At 39.2% G+C, this 17,471-nt stretch carries 18 protein-coding genes and 1 tRNA gene; 7 read left to right on the top strand and 12 right to left on the bottom strand.

Annotated elements, in window-relative coordinates:
- Positions 1–191: 191 nt before the first annotated feature.
- Positions 192–1,319 carry an AAA family ATPase gene (locus NQ546_RS05440; protein ID WP_004289015.1) on the bottom strand — a complete coding sequence of 376 codons (1,128 nt, stop codon included), beginning with the start codon at positions 1,317–1,319 and terminating at the stop codon, positions 192–194.
- A 347-nt stretch (positions 1,320–1,666) separates the two neighbouring features.
- Here NQ546_RS05440 and NQ546_RS05435 point away from each other — a divergent pair, with 347 nt between their 5' ends.
- Both NQ546_RS05435 and NQ546_RS05430 read left to right on the top strand, forming a co-directional pair.
- A complete protein-coding gene (locus NQ546_RS05435; protein ID WP_259812401.1) occupies positions 1,667–4,696 on the top strand; it encodes a SusC/RagA family TonB-linked outer membrane protein in 3,030 nt (1,009 codons plus the stop codon).
- A gap of 24 nt (positions 4,697–4,720) precedes the next feature.
- Entirely contained in the window at positions 4,721–6,199 is a 1,479-nt protein-coding gene (locus NQ546_RS05430) for a SusD/RagB family nutrient-binding outer membrane lipoprotein (RefSeq protein WP_004289013.1), read from the top strand.
- An 83-nt stretch (positions 6,200–6,282) separates the two neighbouring features.
- Here the strand turns inward: NQ546_RS05430 and NQ546_RS05425 are convergent, their stop codons facing one another.
- The 5 genes from NQ546_RS05425 to NQ546_RS05405 all read right to left on the bottom strand — a co-directional run bounded on the left by NQ546_RS05425 (position 6,283) and on the right by NQ546_RS05405 (position 9,920).
- Positions 6,283–6,942, bottom strand: a complete 660-nt coding sequence (locus tag NQ546_RS05425) for a MarC family protein (protein WP_171031116.1) — start codon at positions 6,940–6,942, stop codon at positions 6,283–6,285.
- A 53-nt stretch (positions 6,943–6,995) separates the two neighbouring features.
- The gene (locus tag NQ546_RS05420) at positions 6,996–7,688 is read right to left on the bottom strand and encodes a YjjG family noncanonical pyrimidine nucleotidase (RefSeq protein WP_004293701.1); all 693 of its coding nucleotides are present in this window, start codon (positions 7,686–7,688) and stop codon (positions 6,996–6,998) included.
- 85 nt (positions 7,689–7,773) lie between these two features.
- Positions 7,774–8,652: a Cbp1 family collagen-binding glycoprotein adhesin gene (locus NQ546_RS05415; protein WP_004289010.1), complete on the bottom strand. Its 879-nt coding sequence runs from the start codon at positions 8,650–8,652 to the stop codon at positions 7,774–7,776.
- 34 nt (positions 8,653–8,686) lie between these two features.
- Positions 8,687–9,361, bottom strand: coding sequence for a 16S rRNA (cytidine(1402)-2'-O)-methyltransferase (rsmI, locus tag NQ546_RS05410; protein ID WP_004289009.1), 675 nt, complete (start codon positions 9,359–9,361; stop codon positions 8,687–8,689).
- Positions 9,362–9,371: 10 nt separating this feature from the next.
- Positions 9,372–9,920: a hypothetical protein gene (locus NQ546_RS05405; protein WP_004289008.1), complete on the bottom strand. Its 549-nt coding sequence runs from the start codon at positions 9,918–9,920 to the stop codon at positions 9,372–9,374.
- Between the two features lie 110 nt (positions 9,921–10,030).
- Here NQ546_RS05405 and NQ546_RS05400 point away from each other — a divergent pair, with 110 nt between their 5' ends.
- From NQ546_RS05400 to NQ546_RS05390, 3 genes are all read left to right on the top strand, one after another.
- Complete coding sequence (locus tag NQ546_RS05400; protein ID WP_004289007.1) at positions 10,031–10,639, top strand: thymidine kinase; 609 nt, start codon at positions 10,031–10,033, stop codon at positions 10,637–10,639.
- Positions 10,640–10,653: 14 nt separating this feature from the next.
- Positions 10,654–11,784 (top strand): AI-2E family transporter, encoded by a 1,131-nt coding sequence (locus tag NQ546_RS05395; RefSeq protein ID WP_004289006.1) that lies wholly within the window; start codon positions 10,654–10,656, stop codon positions 11,782–11,784.
- Between the two features lie 80 nt (positions 11,785–11,864).
- Positions 11,865–11,940 (top strand) — tRNA-Lys (locus NQ546_RS05390).
- A gap of 138 nt (positions 11,941–12,078) precedes the next feature.
- Here NQ546_RS05390 and NQ546_RS05385 read toward each other — a convergent pair.
- The 6 genes from NQ546_RS05385 to NQ546_RS05360 form a co-directional block, all read right to left on the bottom strand.
- On the bottom strand, positions 12,079–13,047 hold the full coding sequence (locus tag NQ546_RS05385) for a permease (protein WP_115615963.1): 969 nt from the start codon (positions 13,045–13,047) through the stop codon (positions 12,079–12,081).
- Positions 13,048–13,092: 45 nt separating this feature from the next.
- Complete coding sequence (locus tag NQ546_RS05380) at positions 13,093–13,542, bottom strand: arsenate reductase ArsC (protein ID WP_004289004.1); 450 nt, start codon at positions 13,540–13,542, stop codon at positions 13,093–13,095.
- Positions 13,539–14,252 (bottom strand): aromatic aminobenezylarsenical efflux permease ArsG family transporter, encoded by a 714-nt coding sequence (locus NQ546_RS05375; protein ID WP_004289003.1) that lies wholly within the window; start codon positions 14,250–14,252, stop codon positions 13,539–13,541. The genes NQ546_RS05380 and NQ546_RS05375 overlap by 4 nt, the downstream gene beginning before the upstream one ends.
- 9 nt (positions 14,253–14,261) lie before the next feature.
- Positions 14,262–14,666 (bottom strand): nitrophenyl compound nitroreductase subunit ArsF family protein, encoded by a 405-nt coding sequence (locus NQ546_RS05370; RefSeq protein WP_004289002.1) that lies wholly within the window; start codon positions 14,664–14,666, stop codon positions 14,262–14,264.
- 11 nt (positions 14,667–14,677) lie between these two features.
- Positions 14,678–14,908, bottom strand: a complete 231-nt coding sequence (locus NQ546_RS05365) for a thioredoxin family protein (RefSeq protein ID WP_004289001.1) — start codon at positions 14,906–14,908, stop codon at positions 14,678–14,680.
- A gap of 69 nt (positions 14,909–14,977) precedes the next feature.
- On the bottom strand, positions 14,978–15,304 hold the full coding sequence (locus tag NQ546_RS05360; protein ID WP_004289000.1) for an ArsR/SmtB family transcription factor: 327 nt from the start codon (positions 15,302–15,304) through the stop codon (positions 14,978–14,980).
- A gap of 452 nt (positions 15,305–15,756) precedes the next feature.
- Here NQ546_RS05360 and NQ546_RS05355 point away from each other — a divergent pair, with 452 nt between their 5' ends.
- A complete protein-coding gene (locus tag NQ546_RS05355; protein ID WP_004288999.1) occupies positions 15,757–16,425 on the top strand; it encodes a DUF4840 domain-containing protein in 669 nt (222 codons plus the stop codon).
- Positions 16,426–16,525: 100 nt separating this feature from the next.
- Complete coding sequence (locus NQ546_RS05350) at positions 16,526–17,194, top strand: lipocalin-like domain-containing protein (RefSeq protein ID WP_039953079.1); 669 nt, start codon at positions 16,526–16,528, stop codon at positions 17,192–17,194.
- Positions 17,195–17,471 lie beyond the last annotated feature (277 nt).

Genomic DNA, 17,471 nt, shown 5'->3' with positions numbered 1-17,471 from the left:
GATCCCCGACCGATGAGCTTGGAAGAAAACGCCGCATGACACAGTTTATTTTACGTCTCCGCATAGGTGTATTATAACGAGAGAGTTCTCAGTGAATCCTGACTTCTTCATTGTAAATTAGATGCCTTATTGTTTTTCTTACAGTGCGTACTGTATCTTTGTTTCGGGATTATCTCTGCATATAGGTTTCGTCAACCCATCTGCTTTCTTAGCCAAATCTCAAAGAATTTGTCATATACGCTATAAACGCCTAACTCATTAGTAACAAAGTCTTTGTCCAACAATCCTTTTATGGCTCCTTGCACAGAACTGGCTGTTAGCTTGTAAGTTTTCAGAAACTTGGAGGAAGTGATTTCTTGGGCCCTTCCTTCCTTACAAATAGCAATGAGAACTTCTTTCTGCTTAGGTGGAAGTTGAAACAGAAGTGAAGAATAGGTAAAATTCAATTGCGATAAAATATTATCAATTGCAATATTCACTTTATCAACTGTACATTCTTCACCTTCAGCAGTCATTGCATAAAGCGAATTTACTATAAATTGTATATACCAGGTTATTCCTTCAAAACTCTTATAAATTTCCTGAACAGTTTCTTCAGTAATTCTTTTCTTATTCTCTACAAAGTGCTTTTTTATAAATTCCGTATAAATATCTATATTAATAGGAGATAACTCCATGATAGCCGTGCTCTGATAAAACGGACGTGACGGACTGGTAAATATCTCTCCCATCATATGCCGTTGCGAGCCAGCATAAATGAATTTTGCATTAGAACAATGCTGAATGTGTGTTCGTAGTGTAGCCTCAACATCACTCTCCGGATATTTGGCAATAACTTGGAATTCATCAATGGAGATTAAACAAGGTTTATCTGCTTGTTCTAAATAATGAAATATTTCATCAAGAGTTATGGCAGGAGTCTTTATATCCCCCATTTCCAAGTTCCAGTTGGGGTTACCACTGAAATCAAAAGAAATACTGGTGCGAAGAGAAGATAGGCATTTGAGAAATAATTCCCATGTCTTTCTTCCACGAGGCTTTAAACCATTCAAAATACCTTTTCCAAGTTCAAATACAAACTCTTGCAAGTTCTTTGTCGCATATATATCAATTAAAAATGTATGATATTCTTCCTTTATTCGTTTTTGATGAAAGCAATGTTCTATCAGTCCGGTTTTTCCTAAACGGCGAGGAGATATCAAAGCTACATTGTTACCGTTGGTTATGTAGCGTGTCAATGTGGCTGTTTCAATTATACGGTCGCAAAAATACTCTGCTGAAACATAGCCACTGGTTATAAACGGATTAATTTTTGCCATAGATTACATGTTTTATACAAAGATAATTATAATCTTATTATAATGATGCGTTCATAATATTTTTTTTTGTAATATGGCGTATTTTATTTTGACATAAATCTTAGTTTACAGCTTTTATCATGGTATGTTTCTTTTTTGCTAACCACCATTGCTTGTATTGCTTTTTATTTACAAAAATGGTTCAGTGAAAGACTAAGGTATATTTTGATAATTATAATATGAGTTATCAATATACATAACATATTAAAAACTAGAGTTTTAATTATAGAAGTGGTAACACACGAGTAACTTAGCGATTTTGTAAATACTTACTAGAATATGCCCTATTGACGTTTTAGGCAAATAGCATGAATTTATTAATATTTATAAATGATTCATCTACAGCAATTTACATACTAGATAGTTCTGCGAAGACTTTGCGTGTTTCGTTCGTTGGTATGCAAACACAGGAAGTTGCAATTAAACCAAATGTAAGAGTAATACTCAAATCAGATGCCGAACAACTTGATGAAGTTGTGGTAACTGCTATGGGTATCAAACGCGACCGTAAAGCATTGGGTTATGCGGCACAGGATTTGAATTCAGAACAATTGAACAAAGCAGGAACGACATCGCTTGCTAGTGCGATACAAGGTAAACTGACAGGTGTAGACATCCGTCAGTCATCGGGTGCACCGGGCGCTTCTTCTCAGATTATAATTCGTGGTGCTCGTTCGTTCGACGGCAACAACCAACCGCTATATGTAATAGATGGCATGCCGATAAACACAACTGCCGACTTTGATACCGGAAATTCTGTGACAGGCGCCAACTATGCCGATCGCAGCATCGATATCAATCCTGAAGATATAGAGTCGGTAAATGTACTGAAAGGACAGGCAGCATCCGCATTGTATGGTATTCGTGCATCCAACGGCGTAATTGTGATCACAACCAAGCGTGGTTCCAAAAACAATATGAACAAGCCAAGTGTGACGATTTCAACAAACCTGAGCGCACAGCGAGTTTCACGTAAATTCGAACGCCAAAATATATATTCGCAAGGTAACAGTATTACCGCAGGATATGATCCGACTTCTTCCATGACTTGGGGACCGAAAATCAGCGAACTGGCCAACGACCCTAAATATGGTGGAAACATGAACAACCAATATACGGCGACAGATGGTATGCACGAAGGACAATATTACAACCCTAAGCGTGCACAAGCAGGTTTGAGCGGCTGGACAACACCACAGATTTATGATAATGTGGGAGACTTCCTAGGCACTGGATTTACTGAAAACACCAACGTAAATCTGTCACAAAGTATCAACGGAATAAACTATTCTTTCGGCGTGAACAATTCACACCAAAATGGTATCATTCCTTCAACAGGAATGGATCGTTGGGGAGCACGTGGATTGGTAGACTGGAAAATCAATCCACAGTGGAATACAGGATTCTCCATAAACTACTCATCTACCAAAATCACTTCCGCACCTGGTGCCAACGATGGTATCATGAATGTAGTTTATTCAGCCCCAGCCGAATATGATTTGAAAGGAATTCCCAATCACGAACCGGGAAATCCAACGAACCAGATATTATTCCGTTCCACTTCATTTACCAATCCTTATTGGTGGGCGGAACATAACGAATACCTTCAGCATACCAACCGTGCTTTTGGCAATACTTATTTGGAATATCAGCCAAATTTAGGTTTAGGAGAGAACTTCTCCCTCAAGATAAGAGAACAGGCCGGTCTTGACATCTGGACGTCAGATTATGCCACCATACGTGAAATGGGCAGTACATCATCATTGAAAGGTGGAGATATAGAAAATTACGGTTCTCAGCACAATGTATTCAATAACCTGTTTACAGTTAACTTTGACGGTAAATTCGGTAAAAGTGACGAATGGAGACTAAACGTAATATTAGGTAACGAATTCAATCATGAGAGCATCCGTAACTGGGATTATTACGGCAGTAACTTTAACTTCCCCGGTTTTACTAATATCGGAAACGCTACTTCACTAACATCCAGCGAGTATAAGCGACAGGAACGTACTGTGGGTTTTTTCGGAAGCCTTTCAATGTCATGGCAAGATCAGGTGTACCTGACCGTAACCGGACGTAATGACTATGTGTCGACCATGCCACGCGGTAGTCGCAGCTTCTTCTATCCTTCGGTATCATTAGGCTGGGAATTCACCAAATTACCTTTCTTGCAGAATAATAAAATATTGAACTACGGTAAACTCCGCGCTTCATTCGCACAGGTAGGTCAGGCTGGTAATTATTATGCCAACTATTATTACACCCCGACTTACGGCGGAGGTATGTATTCTTACTATCCGGTTACCTACCCTCTTCCCAGTGGAGTATCTACTTTCAGACCCTACTACCGAGTATATGATGAAGGATTGAAACCACAAAATACAACCAACTACGAAATAGGTGCCGACTTGCACTTCTTCGGTAGTCGCTTGAAAGTGGAATACACATACAGTTTACAGAATGTAGAAGATCAGATATTCTATGTACCCGTAGATGGAGCGACAGGCTATCAGGAGATGTTGACAAACGCTGGAAAGATGCGTACACATGCTCACGAACTTTCTATTAATACTGCTATTCTGCAAGCCAAAGACTTCGACCTAAATTTAGGTATCAACTTTACGAAAGTTAATAACAAGGTTATAGAGCTGGCTCCAGGTGTGGAATCCATTATGCTGGGTGGGTTCGTTGAACCGCAAGTTCGTGCCCAGGCAGGATGTACCTATCCGAATATATATGGTTTGGGCTTCAAGCGCGATGAGGCTGGAAACTTGCTGTTATTAAACGGTCTGCCCCAATCTTCGGGCAATAGCCAAGATTTGGGTAACTGTTCTCCCGACTTCACTACCGGTTTTACACTAGGTGGTCGCTACAAACGTCTTTCACTCTCTACCACATGGAGTTGGCAACAAGGTGGAAAGATGTATCATGGAACAAACATGACATTGAACTATTTCGGTACCACCAAAGAATCGCTCCCCTACCACGAAGGAAGTATGATTGCCGAAGGTATAGATGAGGTAACAGGACAGCCTAATACAATTGAAGTGAATAAGGCCGATTACTATCAGGCTTATTACAATATCACCGAATCCGGTATTTATGATACGAGTTTCGTCAAGTTGCGTGACCTGACATTAACTTATCAATTGCCCAAACTCGGCATCTTCGACATTTCGATTTACGGTTTTGCCCGTAACGTGCTTATTTGGGCCAACTTGCCGAACTTCGATCCAGAGTCGTCGCAAGGTAACAACAACATGAGCGGATACTTCGAACGATTCTCTGTTCCTAATACATCCAGCTTCGGTGGTGGTCTTACTATTAATTTCTAAACATACAACATAAAGATTTTGATTATGAAAAAATACATATTCATGACTTTGACGGTGGTTCTCTTTGGCCTGACAGCATGTACGGAAGATGCATTTGACCGTATCAACAAGGACAATGAACACCCGTCACCGGAAGCTGTTCCAGCAGCACTCCAATTGACAGACGCTATTATGTCCACAGGTTTCAGTACCGTATCGGGCGACTTCGCCTTTTATCTTTCCTCACTCAACGAACAAGAGGTAGGTATGGGAAACAACCAATTAATGTTTGCCGAAATGCGCAACTCAAGCGAATGGGCAGCTTCTACGACCTTTAATAATGTATGGAACTCCACCTATGGCAACTTGCAGAATATACGCCAAATGCAGAGCAAAATAGAGAATGAGGTACCGGGTAATGTAGGACAGTTTGATATACTGGGAATGGCACAAATATTAGAAGCCGTAAACTTCGGTGTCCTGACTGATATGTTCGGCGACATCCCTTATAGCGAAGCTGTACAAGGACAAGGCAACCTACAACCCAAATTAGATGCACAGAAAGATGTATATACCGGCATTTTGGCTACACTCGACAAGGCTATCGATAACTTGGAAAAAGGTAAAAGTATGACCAATGCCGGCAACCAAGACATTGCCTACAAAGGGGCCGCATCTAAGTGGCTGGCAGCCGCTCATGCTCTGAAAGCACGCTACCTGTTACATAAGCTGGCGGTAGAACCTAATGTACTTTCCGAAGTAGCAACATCCGTACAACAAGCAATAGACAATGGATTCGAAGGATTTACGGTTACAGGATTTAATGGTTCCACATGCGACAATCCATGGAGCGCCTATGTTTTCAGCCGTCAATACACAGCACCTTCAAAGACAGTATCAAGTCTGATGGAAGCTACAGATGACCCTCGTTTAGATTATTATCTGAATGCTTTAGGAGAAGCTTATATTCCGGGAGATGAAACTATTGCTAAGACAGTAGATGACGCCAGAGTAATGAAATATCAGCCAACGTGGTATTTGTTCGGTTCACAACCCATTCATATCATGAGTAAAGCCGAACTCTATTTTATTCAAGCAGAAGTTCAGCTGCGTTCAAACGTTGACGCCACCTCAGCGTATCAAAAAGCAGTAGAGGCTTCTGTTACGGAAATTCTGACTTGGTTTGGAGATGAAACCACTGTGCCAGCTGCTGCAACAACAGCAAAAGCCTATGCATCGTCTTTGGGTGCACCGACACTCCAAAAACTTTTCGAACAGAAGTATGTGGCACAAGCACTGGATGAACAAGTAGAAACTTACAACGACTTACGTCGTTTGAAAGCAATGGGTGAAGAGTATGTAATACTGACTAATCCGAGAAATGCCCAAAGCGGTATCAACCGTTACCCAGAACGTCTACCCTACGGCAACAGCGCAGTCATCGGCAATCCGAATGTGAAAAAGGCCTATGGCGACGGTTCTTATATCTATTCTGAAAAGACATGGATAAACGGAGGTAAATAACCCAATTAACAAATCCCTTTATTTTAGTTTGCATTTTCATAAATCGCTAGAATAAAGGGATTTTTTATAATAGAATTACCCTATTATTTAATCATCTCCAAGCACCCTTCTTTAATTATATCCACCAATATAGGCTTCATTCCGCTGACAAAACATTCCACAGCAATCACCATCAAAATCAACCCCATCAAACGCATCATCACGTTATTACCGGTTTCACCCAATATATTAACCAAACGAGTAGAAGCTCTCAATATCAAAAAAGTAAGAAAATAAATAAGGGCAATAGTACCTATAAGTATCCCTTTCATTTCAAAAGAATGTGCATCTTGCATCAATACGATTGCATTTGCTATCGCCCCAGGTCCACACAACATCGGAATACCCAAGGGAGTTATTGAGATATCATCCGCATACGTTTTGATCTCCTCATCTTTTAACTTCATGGGAGTATAACGTGCTTGCAACATATCAAAACCTATCTTGAAAATGATAACACCGCCAGCAATTCGAAATCCATTTGTAGAAATTCCGAAAAACTTAAAAAGAAACTGTCCGGCAAAAACAAAGACCATCAAAGTTATAAATGACACTAAAGTTGCACGACTGACAATGGAACGACGTTCTTTATCCGTCATTCCCTGCGTCATCGTCAAAAAAACAGGCATTGTGCCCAAAGGATTAGTCAACGTAAAGAAAGAGGTAAAACACAACAAAGCAAAAGGAATAAGAGTCTCCATAATGGTAGTTTTATACGGTTATCATTAGAAACAAAAGTACAACTAATCTATCAATGTTACAATAAATCCAACAACTCTTTCAAATCAGAAATCTGATAAGTAGGCATAAAAGGTAAGTCCATACGACCGGACAAGTTATAAAACACCTGATGCATCCCTACTCCGGCAGCTCCAGCTATATCATTTTCCCAACTATCCCCAATCATCAACGAATCTTTCAGCTCGGATTGGGTTGCCGAAAGGGCAAAATAAAAGATCTCCGGCCAAGGCTTTAAAACTCCAATATCATCGGAAAGGACTATCTTCTTGAAATATTTATCAATCCCTGACGAATGCATTTTATGAGACTGGAGTTCCTTAAAACCATTTGAAAGAATATACAAATTGTATTTGGATGAAAGATATTCCAACACCTCACGCGCATGAGGCATCAATTTGCTTTTGGTAGGAATAGCAGCCAGAGCATCTTTTTCATATGCCTTTGCCAAAGCAGAATCACATATTCCTACAGCTTTAAGAGGATAGAGATAACGTTGACGATTTAATTCTTCTTTCGTCACCTTTCCATCGGCATATTCAGCCCACAGTTCCAGATTACGATGGTGGTAAAGCGAATAATAATGTTCGAAAGAATCAAAGAAACGATTATACTCATATTTCCAATACATCTCCTCATATGTATCACGAGCGTTAAGAGAAAAGGCCCAAAGCGTATCGTCTAAATCAAAAAAAAGATTTTTATAAGACATAAAAAGAATAATAAAAAAGGCTGTTTCAAAAGCAGATTCACAAACGCACTTTTGAAACAGCCCTATCCAATTATCAATCAAGTAACTATTTCACCTGAATTACCAAATACTTGGAGACACTCCAAAACTCTTTCGGGTTGGTTATTCTCAAAGTCAGCAAACCTTTATCATCTTTTTCCAAAGCATAAGAGCCTGTTGGATGAGTAGTCAGAACATCAGCATCTTTAGAATACAGCTTTATTTCTTTGGTGGTACGAATATCAATTTGAGTAAAATAATCCTTATTGATATCACCGTCTTTCAGTACTGATCCTTTCTTGAACAGGCCGGATCCACTCAAAATCTTCTGATCTTTCAGTTCTTTCTTTGTACCGAACACAAACCACGCAGTATTAAGTGCCTTGTCCTGTTCTGCCACAGTCTTAGCTTTCGCTTCATTTTCTGCAGTCAGTTCACTCTTAACCGCATTTAAATCTGTTACAGCGGCATCCAATTCCTGAATACGAATATTCTTGGAAGCCAGTTCTGCCTGTAGTTCTTCGATACGCTGAGTTTTTGCATTCAACTCTTGCGTCAAAGATTCAACAGCTTTCTTCAATTGAGAAGAGTTTGTTTTGCTATTTTTCAGCATAGCCTGCAGTTTAGCAATCTGTTCTTTGTTTTCCTCCATCTGTTTGCGAATGAATTCAATATCCGATGCTATCTGTTGCTTTGCATTCAGAGAACCCTCTGCCACTGCTCCACGTTGCAAATCCACCCGGCTCTCTGCCGCATTTATTTGGCGAAATCCTTCCGAAATATCATTGAAAGTCCCCATCATCTCATCCAGTTCAGCATTACGCTGAGTCAATTCCATTAAAAGAGAATCGTTTTCAGCTTTCAACTGGTCTTTACTGCCACCAGAAAAGCTATCACATGAAGCCATTACGGCTGCACACACAATTAAAACTGCTAACTTTTTCATACGCTTTTGTTTTACGTTTTGTTAATGAAGTTATTTAATCGTCTATTCCTGCTACTACAATTACTATTTCACCACGCGGTTCGTTGGCAGTAAAATGTTCTACCAATTCGGTGAGAGTGCCTCGTATTGTCTCTTCATGTATCTTGGATATCTCACGAGAGACAGACGCCTGCCGTTCCGCCCCAAAATGTTCAGAAAACTGCGTCAACGCTTTTACCAACCGATGGGGAGACTCATAGAAAACCATTGTTCGATGTTCTTCTGCCAGCCTTTTCAAGCGTGTCATCCGACCTTTTTTCTGAGGAAGAAAACCCTCGAAACAGAACTTCTCATTTGGCAATCCTGAAGCCACCAATGCCGGAACGAAAGCCGTAGCTCCCGGCAAACATTGCACCTCTATACCATTACGGACACATTCGCGAACCACCAAAAAACCCGGATCAGAAATTCCTGGAGTACCGGCATCCGAAATTAATGCAACAGTCTCACCGCCCTTTATTCTATTTACAACACTTTCTACCGTTTTATGTTCATTAAATTTATGATGAGACTGCATTACGTTCTTTATCTCGAAGTGCTTCAATAATATTCCTGAAGTACGCGTATCTTCGGCCAACACCAGATCCGCTTCTTTCAGGATACGAATAGCTCGGAAAGTCATATCTTCCAAATTTCCTACCGGTGTAGGTACTACATAAAGTTTTCCCATATCCGCTATCTTAACTGAAATACTTCTTGAGAAGTTCTACAAAATCAATAGCCGCCTCATTCTCTTCATCCGGTTGTACCTTTGACATAAAAACAGACATAGCCTCCTCCAATGAAGAAGCCTTACCCAGCTGCCCCACTATTTCGTTCATACGTGCCGTATCCCCATTGAACAACTCACGAGTAAAACGGAACGAATCATTCAGGCTGATGGCATGACATAGGTCTATAGCCGGTTTTATACGTTCGGCTAAAATCTGCGGAGCGGGAACTTCATCATCCTGCATGAAAACCGTCTCAGCCGGAACTTCCTTTGTAAGATCGGCAACAGCTTTATGTTCCAAGTCTGTCTTTACAACAGTAGAAGCCGATTGTTTAGCCGGAGTAATCACAAAAGTAGCGTCCAGCAGTGCAGTCAGTGCATCCAACCGTTCTTTCATCTGATAAATACTCCTTTTGGCAACTATCTTCAAAACAGGGTTAGTATCAGTGGACATCGACTGTATCAAACATTTCAATTCCTGTACATCCAGTTCTATATCTTTCAATAATACTTGCATATCCTTTTCCGTTCGTATTAAATGGTACAAATGTAGAAATAAATAATGAAAAAAATGCCAGTGAGCAAACAAAATGATTAATTTTGCGACTTAATATAACACTTTAAAACATGGTATTATTCTCGGAAGATCACATACAAGAGACTAAACGTAGAGGAAGAATTGAAGTTATATGCGGCTCTATGTTCTCCGGTAAAACCGAAGAACTGATACGTCGTTTGAAACGTGCTAAATTTGCCAAGCAACGTGTGGAAATATATAAACCTGCGATAGATACACGCTATTCGGAAGCAGATGTTGTATCGCATGACAGCCACACCATTTCTTCTACTCCAATAGACTCATCGGCAAGTATTCTGCTATTCACTTCTGAAATAGACGTGGTAGGCATCGATGAAGCACAGTTCTTTGACGAAGGCCTGATTGATGTATGTAACCAACTTGCCAACAATGGCATACGCGTAATTGTAGCCGGTTTGGATATGGACTTTCGCGGAAATCCTTTTGGCCCCATGCCGGGATTGTGTGCTATTGCCGACGAAGTATCCAAAGTACATGCTATCTGCGTAAAATGCGGTCAACTTGCATCATTTTCCCACCGTACCGTAAAAAACGACAAACAAGTACTGCTGGGTGAAACCGCAGAATATGAACCTTTATGCCGAGAGTGTTATTTACAGGCTATAAAGGAAGATCAACAAACAACAAACCAACAGTAATAAAAAACAGGATTATGGAACGTAAAAAGATCACTTTCGACAGTTTCATCCGCGGTGTCATTTTAGGGGTTATTATAATTGGTCTATTAATGCTTCTGAAGCGTCTAAGTAGCGTTCTATTACCTTTTTTTATTGCTTGGCTCATAGCCTATTTGGTATACCCGTTAGTCACACTATTCCAATACAAGCTAAAGTTCAAAAACAGAATTGTCTCCATATTCTGCGCATTGTTCACTATTCTGATTATAGGTGCCGGGGCTTTCTATCTGTTAGTGCCGCCTATGATACAAGAATTCGGCAGAGTACAAGCCTTATTAATCCAATACTTTTCTCATGGAACATACAATAGCAATGTACCCACCTCGCTTTCCGAATTCTTGCGAGATAATATTGACGCAAAATTCATCACTGAACTATTCAATAAAGAAAACCTGCTGGATGCGCTAAAAGAAGCAGTTCCCCGGTTATGGTCTTTATTATCAGATTCTATTGATCTACTATTCAGTGTATTTACCATATTTCTCATTTTACTATATGTCATTTTCATCTTATTGGATTATGAAAGTATTGCCGAAGGCTGGACACACCTCGTGCCCATAAAATACCGTCCTTTCACAATAAGCATACTAAACGACATAAAAACAGGCATGAACAGGTACTTCCGCGGACAGGCTTTTGTTGCATTATGTGTCGGAATCTTATTTAGTATAGGTTTCCTCATTATAGACTTCCCTTTAGCGATAGGTCTCGGTCTGTTTATCGGAGCATTGAACATGGTTCCCTATCTTCAGGTCATTGGATTTGTTCCTACTATCGTACTGGCAATCCTAAAAGCATCCGATACCGGTGGAAACTTTTGGATAATCATAGCCTCAGCTATAGCAGTATTCATTATTGTACAAGCCATTCAGGACGGATTTATCGTACCGCGCGTCATGGGAAAAATCACAGGATTAAATCCAGCCATCATTCTCTTGTCTCTTTCCATATGGGGATCATTAATGGGAATGTTAGGAATGATTATCGCACTCCCACTCACAACACTAATGCTTTCCTATTATCAGCGTTTCATCATTAACAAAGAAAATATTCACAAAGCGGAACCGGCTGATAATCAGATAAGAGAGAAAAAACAGATAGAATAATGCAAACTTTTTTCACCGTATCCCTTGCATATTCAATAAAAGTGCCTATCTTTGCACCCGCTTAACAGCAATAAAGGATTGATTCGCTAGCTCAGCAGGTAGAGCACAACACTTTTAATGTTGGGGTCTTGGGTTCGAGCCCCAAGCGGATCACCAGAAAATCAGAGAGTTACACAAAAGTAACTCTCTTTTTTTATGCCTAAATTACGCTGGTTTACATGATTCAGTTAAACCGAGATGTAAACCAAGAACGGAAACAACTGTAGATGTAACATACTACAAATCCATAGTGTGTTACAAAATAATATTATAGAGATAACCCAACATAACAATAAACAAGGTAATCACTCCAAAAAAAATTCCAATTAAACGCCATGTCATTACCTTCTTTAACAATGTGGCTTCAGGAAGTGAAAGCCCAACTACCGCCATCATAAAAGCGATTGCCGTTCCTATGGGAATCCCCTTAGCTACAAATACTTCAATTACCGGCACTATTCCAGCAGCATTGGCATACATTGGAACTGCCAAGATAACCGATAAAGGTACTGCAAACCAGTTTTCCTTAGACATATACTGTTCGAAGAATCCTTCCGGCACATAACCATGCATAAACGCACCGACACCAATGCCGATAAGGATATACAAAAACACCCCTCTAACAATACCCCATGCTTCTTGCATGATAACTGGCAGTCGTCTAAAAAACGGAGTATGCTCTTTTTCCCATATTCCAGAGTCGGAAGTTGAATTTTGCTGTATTTGTTTCACCCAATCACTCAAATAAGCCTCCAATTTCATCTTACCTAAGATAAATCCGCCTACCATACCCAACAGAACACCGCTAATCACATAAATAATGGTAATACGTAATCCAAAAGTGCCGATAAACAGAGCAACGGCAACTTCATTTACCAAAGGTGAGGTGATCAGATAGGCAAATGTTACACCCAAAGGAATGCCACCTTTCACGAATCCGATAAACAGCGGTATGGAAGAACAGGAACAAAACGGGGTAATAGCGCCAAATAAGGCGGCAAAAAAATACTGCAATCCATAGAGCTTGCGAGAAGTCAAATAATTGCGCAAACGTTCTATCGGAAAATAGGCATTTATAATACCCATTATCACACTGATAAAAAATAATAATATCAAAATCTTTATCGTATCGTAAAAGAAGAAGTTTATAGCTTTCCCTAAAGCTGTTGAAGCATCCAAGCCGAAGATATCATACACCAACCAATCTGCAAATCTTTGTACCATAATCCTATTATTGTTTGTAATAACACGAACAAACTGCCTCAAAAATTAGCGGTTACAAGCACATTTAAGCAGTTCTTGTTTTTTTATCTCTGTAATGTAGAACCTGGTAAATTCATTCTTGATTTCATTACGCACTCTTTCAAATTCGCTTCTGATAAAGTCTGTTGTTCCTATTGCTTCCGAGGGGTCATTAAAACCAATATGCAACCGTTTCCCTACATTACCCTCAAAGGCCGGACACATTTCGTTAGCACTACCGCATACAGTTATCACATAATCCCATGTGTCACTTAAATAAGCAGTTACATTGGTAGGAATATGCCTGCTTATGTCAATACCAACTTCTGCCATGGCCTCAACAGCCAAAGGATTAACTTTCTCTGCCGGATGCGTACCAGCGGAATACACTTGTATATCCTTGTCAAACGATTGCAGGAAACCATGCGCCATTTGGCTGCGACAGCTATTTCCCGTACATAAAATTAAAATTTTCATATTATATCCAAGTTTATCAATCCATAATAAATGCCAACCAAGATAAACAGTATGGCTACCATATAATTAAACCACTTCTGAAAAGTCTGCACACGATTATAAAACTTTCCTACCCCTGCTACACTGTATGCCAAAATCCAAGCGACAAGCATAACCGGAAGCCCTGTTGCCAATGCAAAAATGACAGGTAACAAATACCCCTCACTTTCCATAGCCGACATGGGAATGAGCATGCCAAAATAAAATAACCCACTGGTAGGACAAAATGCCATAGCAAACAATATCCCCAGCAACAAACTACCCCATGAGCCTTTTAGTTTTTCTGTTTTTTCAGTAGCGGAAAATCCGAACTTGGGTAATTGCAATTTATCTCCGGATAGCATAAACGACCCTATCAACATCAAAGCAGGAGCAAGCAGCAGTTCTCCCCATTCGCTGATACCTTTTTGTATGGCAAACATATCTGCACCCTTTCGGAGTATTGCGATAAGTATTGCTCCTAATACAGAATAAGCCAACACACGCCCTAAAGTGTATAGAATACCATTTGTAAATATCCGGTTACGGTTATTTATATCCTTACTGATAAATCCGATAGCGGTTATGTTAGTCGCCAATGGACAAGGACTTACAGCAGTCAACAGGCCGAGCAGAAAAGCGGTGATAATAGGTATCTCACTATTATCCAACAATGTTTGCAAGTATTCCATAAAACTGTGTTATTTTAGCAACCTGTTGATTTTCTGTTTTAATTCTTTCTTGAATACCGTTGTATTGCTTCGGGCATTCTGAAAGCCAAAGCGTGTCATGTCGTTACGTTCTTCTTTACCGTTCTCCCATTTATTAACATAAAGAGATGACCAGCTTACACGATATTTTTCTGCCAGCTTTTCACCTTCAGGAGTTGAAATATCTATTTCTTTGAAACGTAGTTTACCATTTTTGACCAATTCCGCCAAATCTACATTAACTACTTCTTTCGTGTGTTTATCAATGGCTTTGCAAGTTGCACAACGTTGTTTTCCATGAAAATAAAGAACCTCCACATAGGTATCTGTGGCAATCTGTGCCATTCCCCAAATAGAAGACAAACAAGCAATGGTAAAGAATAAAAAGCGTTTCATAATAATCAGATTTACTTGATTAATATATCTTTTACCTCTTTGGCAGAAAGCTTGCCTTTTGCCACAACCTTACCGTCCACGACAAGAGCAGGAAGCGTCATTACATTGTATTCCATAATCTTCATCAAATCTTCTTCTTTGGTTACTACCGCTTCCAAGGCTAATTCTTTTACTACTTGCGTAACTATTGCATACAGAGCCTTACAACCTGCGCAACCCGTTCCTAATACTTTAATTTCCATAATTTATAAATTTATCATATTAAATGTAATTCGTAAAACAACGAACATTAAGATTAAAAAAGGGGACTATCAGCAACACTCCCCCGATTTACAGATACATTGCTCGAAAAACTCCTTAAAGAGTTCACGAGCCAGTTGCCAATTCTTTCGGTTGATACAATATTTCACTTTAGGTGTTTCAACCTCTCCCTGTATAAGTCCCGCATTTTTCAACTCTTTTAGGTGCTGCGATACGGTTGCTTTGGCAATAGGAAGTTCTTCATGAATATCCCCAAAGTAACATGTTTTCTGTTTTGCCAAAAAGTGCATAATGGCAATTCTGGCGGGATGTCCTAATGCTTTGGCAAATCTCGCCAACTGTTCTTGCGTAGCTGTATAATCTTTCTTTTCGTCCATACATAGAATATTGTTCGCAAATATACGAACAATATTCTAAATAACAAACCTTACTATATTCTTTTCAAGTACAAAAACGTGACAATTAAGTAATATTCACCTACCAACAAGCAAATAGGTTCATCAAAAATGTCATTAAACATACACAAGAGATCAAATATAAAGCTGTAAAAGAATGGATTACCCCCAATGTTTTTTTTGAAAGACAGTTGGAATCCTAAAAACAAAAAAACGAAAATATAGCATATAAAATGAGACTAATTGAATATTAAAACCCAAATACAGAAATAAGTTTCTCTCTAAAAATGCAGTAGATATCATACTGTATATCAAACAAAAAACTCTTTTTAACAATCCCATCATGCAGCTATTTAAATGGGAACTGCATTTAATGTGCAAAAGCCGCCATAGATTGGCAGCACAGTATTAATCAAATTTTAAAATTAAAGAAAATGAAAAAAGTTTTTAAACCCATGAGAGTATTCGTATCAATGTTGGTACTTAGCAGTTCATTTTGTTTCACAGCTTGTAGTAATGATGACGAGAACACTCCACAACTTCCGGATGAAGTCACAACGGGAACAATGTTCGGGAATTATACAGGTAAAATGCTTATCTCCAGCTTGTCTCCAACAGAAAAAGAAAACAATGAAGAAGCGCCGGTTGGAGTAGATATATCAGCTACAGTTAATAATGATACCGTATATTTTGAGAAATTTCCCATTAAAGACATTGTTTTGTCTATCGTCAAAGATGAAACCTTGACAGACAAAATTGTAGAAGCCGTAGGTGACGTAAACTACAAAGTAGGATACAAACCTACGCTCACAGCGGCCAAAGATAGTATTAAATTCGTTTTGAATCCGGAATCATTGAAATTGTCTGTTGCGATACCATCAGAAACCGAAAATGAAAATCCGGAAGCCTTACTTATTGAAGTAAAAGTCGAACCTGGCAAAGAAGCCGGATATTCCGTTGAAAGTGCAAATATGAAATTTAATTTTGCCGCAACGAAAGTTTTGCTTGGAGAAGGAGAAAATCAGCAAGAACTCTCGGACTTTGCTCCGACAACTTTCAATTTTGACATGAATCAACATAAGATTGCTCATTCACGTTTTTAAAGTAAAATCATTCAGTATTCAAAAGAGAATGTCTATATTAGCCTATAGATATTCTCTTTTTATTAATTACAGAGTTTTTTTTAAGAATAGCAGAATAAAAATGAATCATTTAAAATGTACGTTATTAGTTTTTTCAACCGTATTGCTGACTGCATGCGGAAAAAATGAAAACATTGTCGGTAAATGGATGCAAGCTGTCCCCGGGCTACCGGAACTCAAGCAGGGCTTTGTGCTCGAAGCGGATGGAAAAGCATCATCGGTCAATATGGCTACGCTGTCTTATAAAGCCTGGCAACAGGAAGGAGCTTTCCTAATTCTTTCTGGGAAAAGTGTGGGCAACCACCAGGTGTTACCCTTCTCCGACACGCTTCATATTGAAAAACTGACCCAAGACAGTCTGATATTAAAAAAAGGAGAGCTTATTCTCCGATATGCAAAAGAAGATACCATATCCCAGAAGAAGCTGAACGAAAACATTCCAGCCTCTTTAATTGCTCCAGCAAAAAAAACATTGAGTGTAAAGGGAAAACTGATAATCGGGGCAGAAGTCCGGTCATTCATTCCTGAAGGAAGCGATGAAGCTTATTGGGTCATAGACAAGACCGGGAAACTTTATCAACAATATGACAAAATAACTAAAGGAGTGAAAAACGGAATTCCTGTATACGCTGAACTACAGGTAGAAGACATGGGAAAATCAAACGAAGGCTTTGCTGCCAACTACAAGAGTGTATATCACATACATAAAATTAACAAATTACATAAATAATACACTCTAAGAGAGACATACGTTTTCCGAAGTGTCCACATCACCATGCCAACATACAACAAGCATTTACCCGGACACATTTAAGGATAAAAGTTACCTATTTATTAGATTTCAGTTTTACAATTTACCAATATAAAAGAAAGGGAAATTGCCTTTTAAGTATCAAGGCAATCTCCCTTTTTACTACAAAATATGAGACCCAATCACAATGAATAAACGAATCTATTGAAGAATCTTCCAGACTGCCACCTAATCCTATTTTAGTCCTATTCAAATC

The sequence above is a fragment of the Bacteroides eggerthii genome (assembly GCF_025146565.1).
Lineage (GTDB): Bacteria > Bacteroidota > Bacteroidia > Bacteroidales > Bacteroidaceae > Bacteroides > Bacteroides eggerthii.
Note: the sequence above shows the minus strand (reverse complement) of the source record. Positions and strands in the feature narration are given on the sequence as shown.

What these genes read in the sequence shown, in the direction of transcription:
- NQ546_RS05440 (WP_004289015.1), bottom strand. Translation starts at nt 1,319, where the DNA reads ATGGCAAAAATTAATCCGTTTATAACCAGTGGCTATGTTTCAGCAGAG.
- NQ546_RS05435 (WP_259812401.1), top strand. Translation starts at nt 1,667, where the DNA reads ATGAATTTATTAATATTTATAAATGATTCATCTACAGCAATTTACATA.
- NQ546_RS05430 (WP_004289013.1), top strand. Translation starts at nt 4,721, where the DNA reads ATGAAAAAATACATATTCATGACTTTGACGGTGGTTCTCTTTGGCCTG.
- NQ546_RS05420 (WP_004293701.1), bottom strand. Translation starts at nt 7,688, where the DNA reads ATGTCTTATAAAAATCTTTTTTTTGATTTAGACGATACGCTTTGGGCC.
- NQ546_RS05415 (WP_004289010.1), bottom strand. Translation starts at nt 8,652, where the DNA reads ATGAAAAAGTTAGCAGTTTTAATTGTGTGTGCAGCCGTAATGGCTTCA.
- rsmI (WP_004289009.1), bottom strand. Translation starts at nt 9,361, where the DNA reads ATGGGAAAACTTTATGTAGTACCTACACCGGTAGGAAATTTGGAAGAT.
- NQ546_RS05405 (WP_004289008.1), bottom strand. Translation starts at nt 9,920, where the DNA reads ATGCAAGTATTATTGAAAGATATAGAACTGGATGTACAGGAATTGAAA.
- NQ546_RS05400 (WP_004289007.1), top strand. Translation starts at nt 10,031, where the DNA reads ATGGTATTATTCTCGGAAGATCACATACAAGAGACTAAACGTAGAGGA.
- NQ546_RS05395 (WP_004289006.1), top strand. Translation starts at nt 10,654, where the DNA reads ATGGAACGTAAAAAGATCACTTTCGACAGTTTCATCCGCGGTGTCATT.
- NQ546_RS05385 (WP_115615963.1), bottom strand. Translation starts at nt 13,047, where the DNA reads ATGGTACAAAGATTTGCAGATTGGTTGGTGTATGATATCTTCGGCTTG.
- NQ546_RS05380 (WP_004289004.1), bottom strand. Translation starts at nt 13,542, where the DNA reads ATGAAAATTTTAATTTTATGTACGGGAAATAGCTGTCGCAGCCAAATG.
- NQ546_RS05375 (WP_004289003.1), bottom strand. Translation starts at nt 14,252, where the DNA reads ATGGAATACTTGCAAACATTGTTGGATAATAGTGAGATACCTATTATC.
- NQ546_RS05370 (WP_004289002.1), bottom strand. Translation starts at nt 14,666, where the DNA reads ATGAAACGCTTTTTATTCTTTACCATTGCTTGTTTGTCTTCTATTTGG.
- NQ546_RS05365 (WP_004289001.1), bottom strand. Translation starts at nt 14,908, where the DNA reads ATGGAAATTAAAGTATTAGGAACGGGTTGCGCAGGTTGTAAGGCTCTG.
- NQ546_RS05360 (WP_004289000.1), bottom strand. Translation starts at nt 15,304, where the DNA reads ATGGACGAAAAGAAAGATTATACAGCTACGCAAGAACAGTTGGCGAGA.
- NQ546_RS05355 (WP_004288999.1), top strand. Translation starts at nt 15,757, where the DNA reads ATGAAAAAAGTTTTTAAACCCATGAGAGTATTCGTATCAATGTTGGTA.
- NQ546_RS05350 (WP_039953079.1), top strand. Translation starts at nt 16,526, where the DNA reads ATGAATCATTTAAAATGTACGTTATTAGTTTTTTCAACCGTATTGCTG.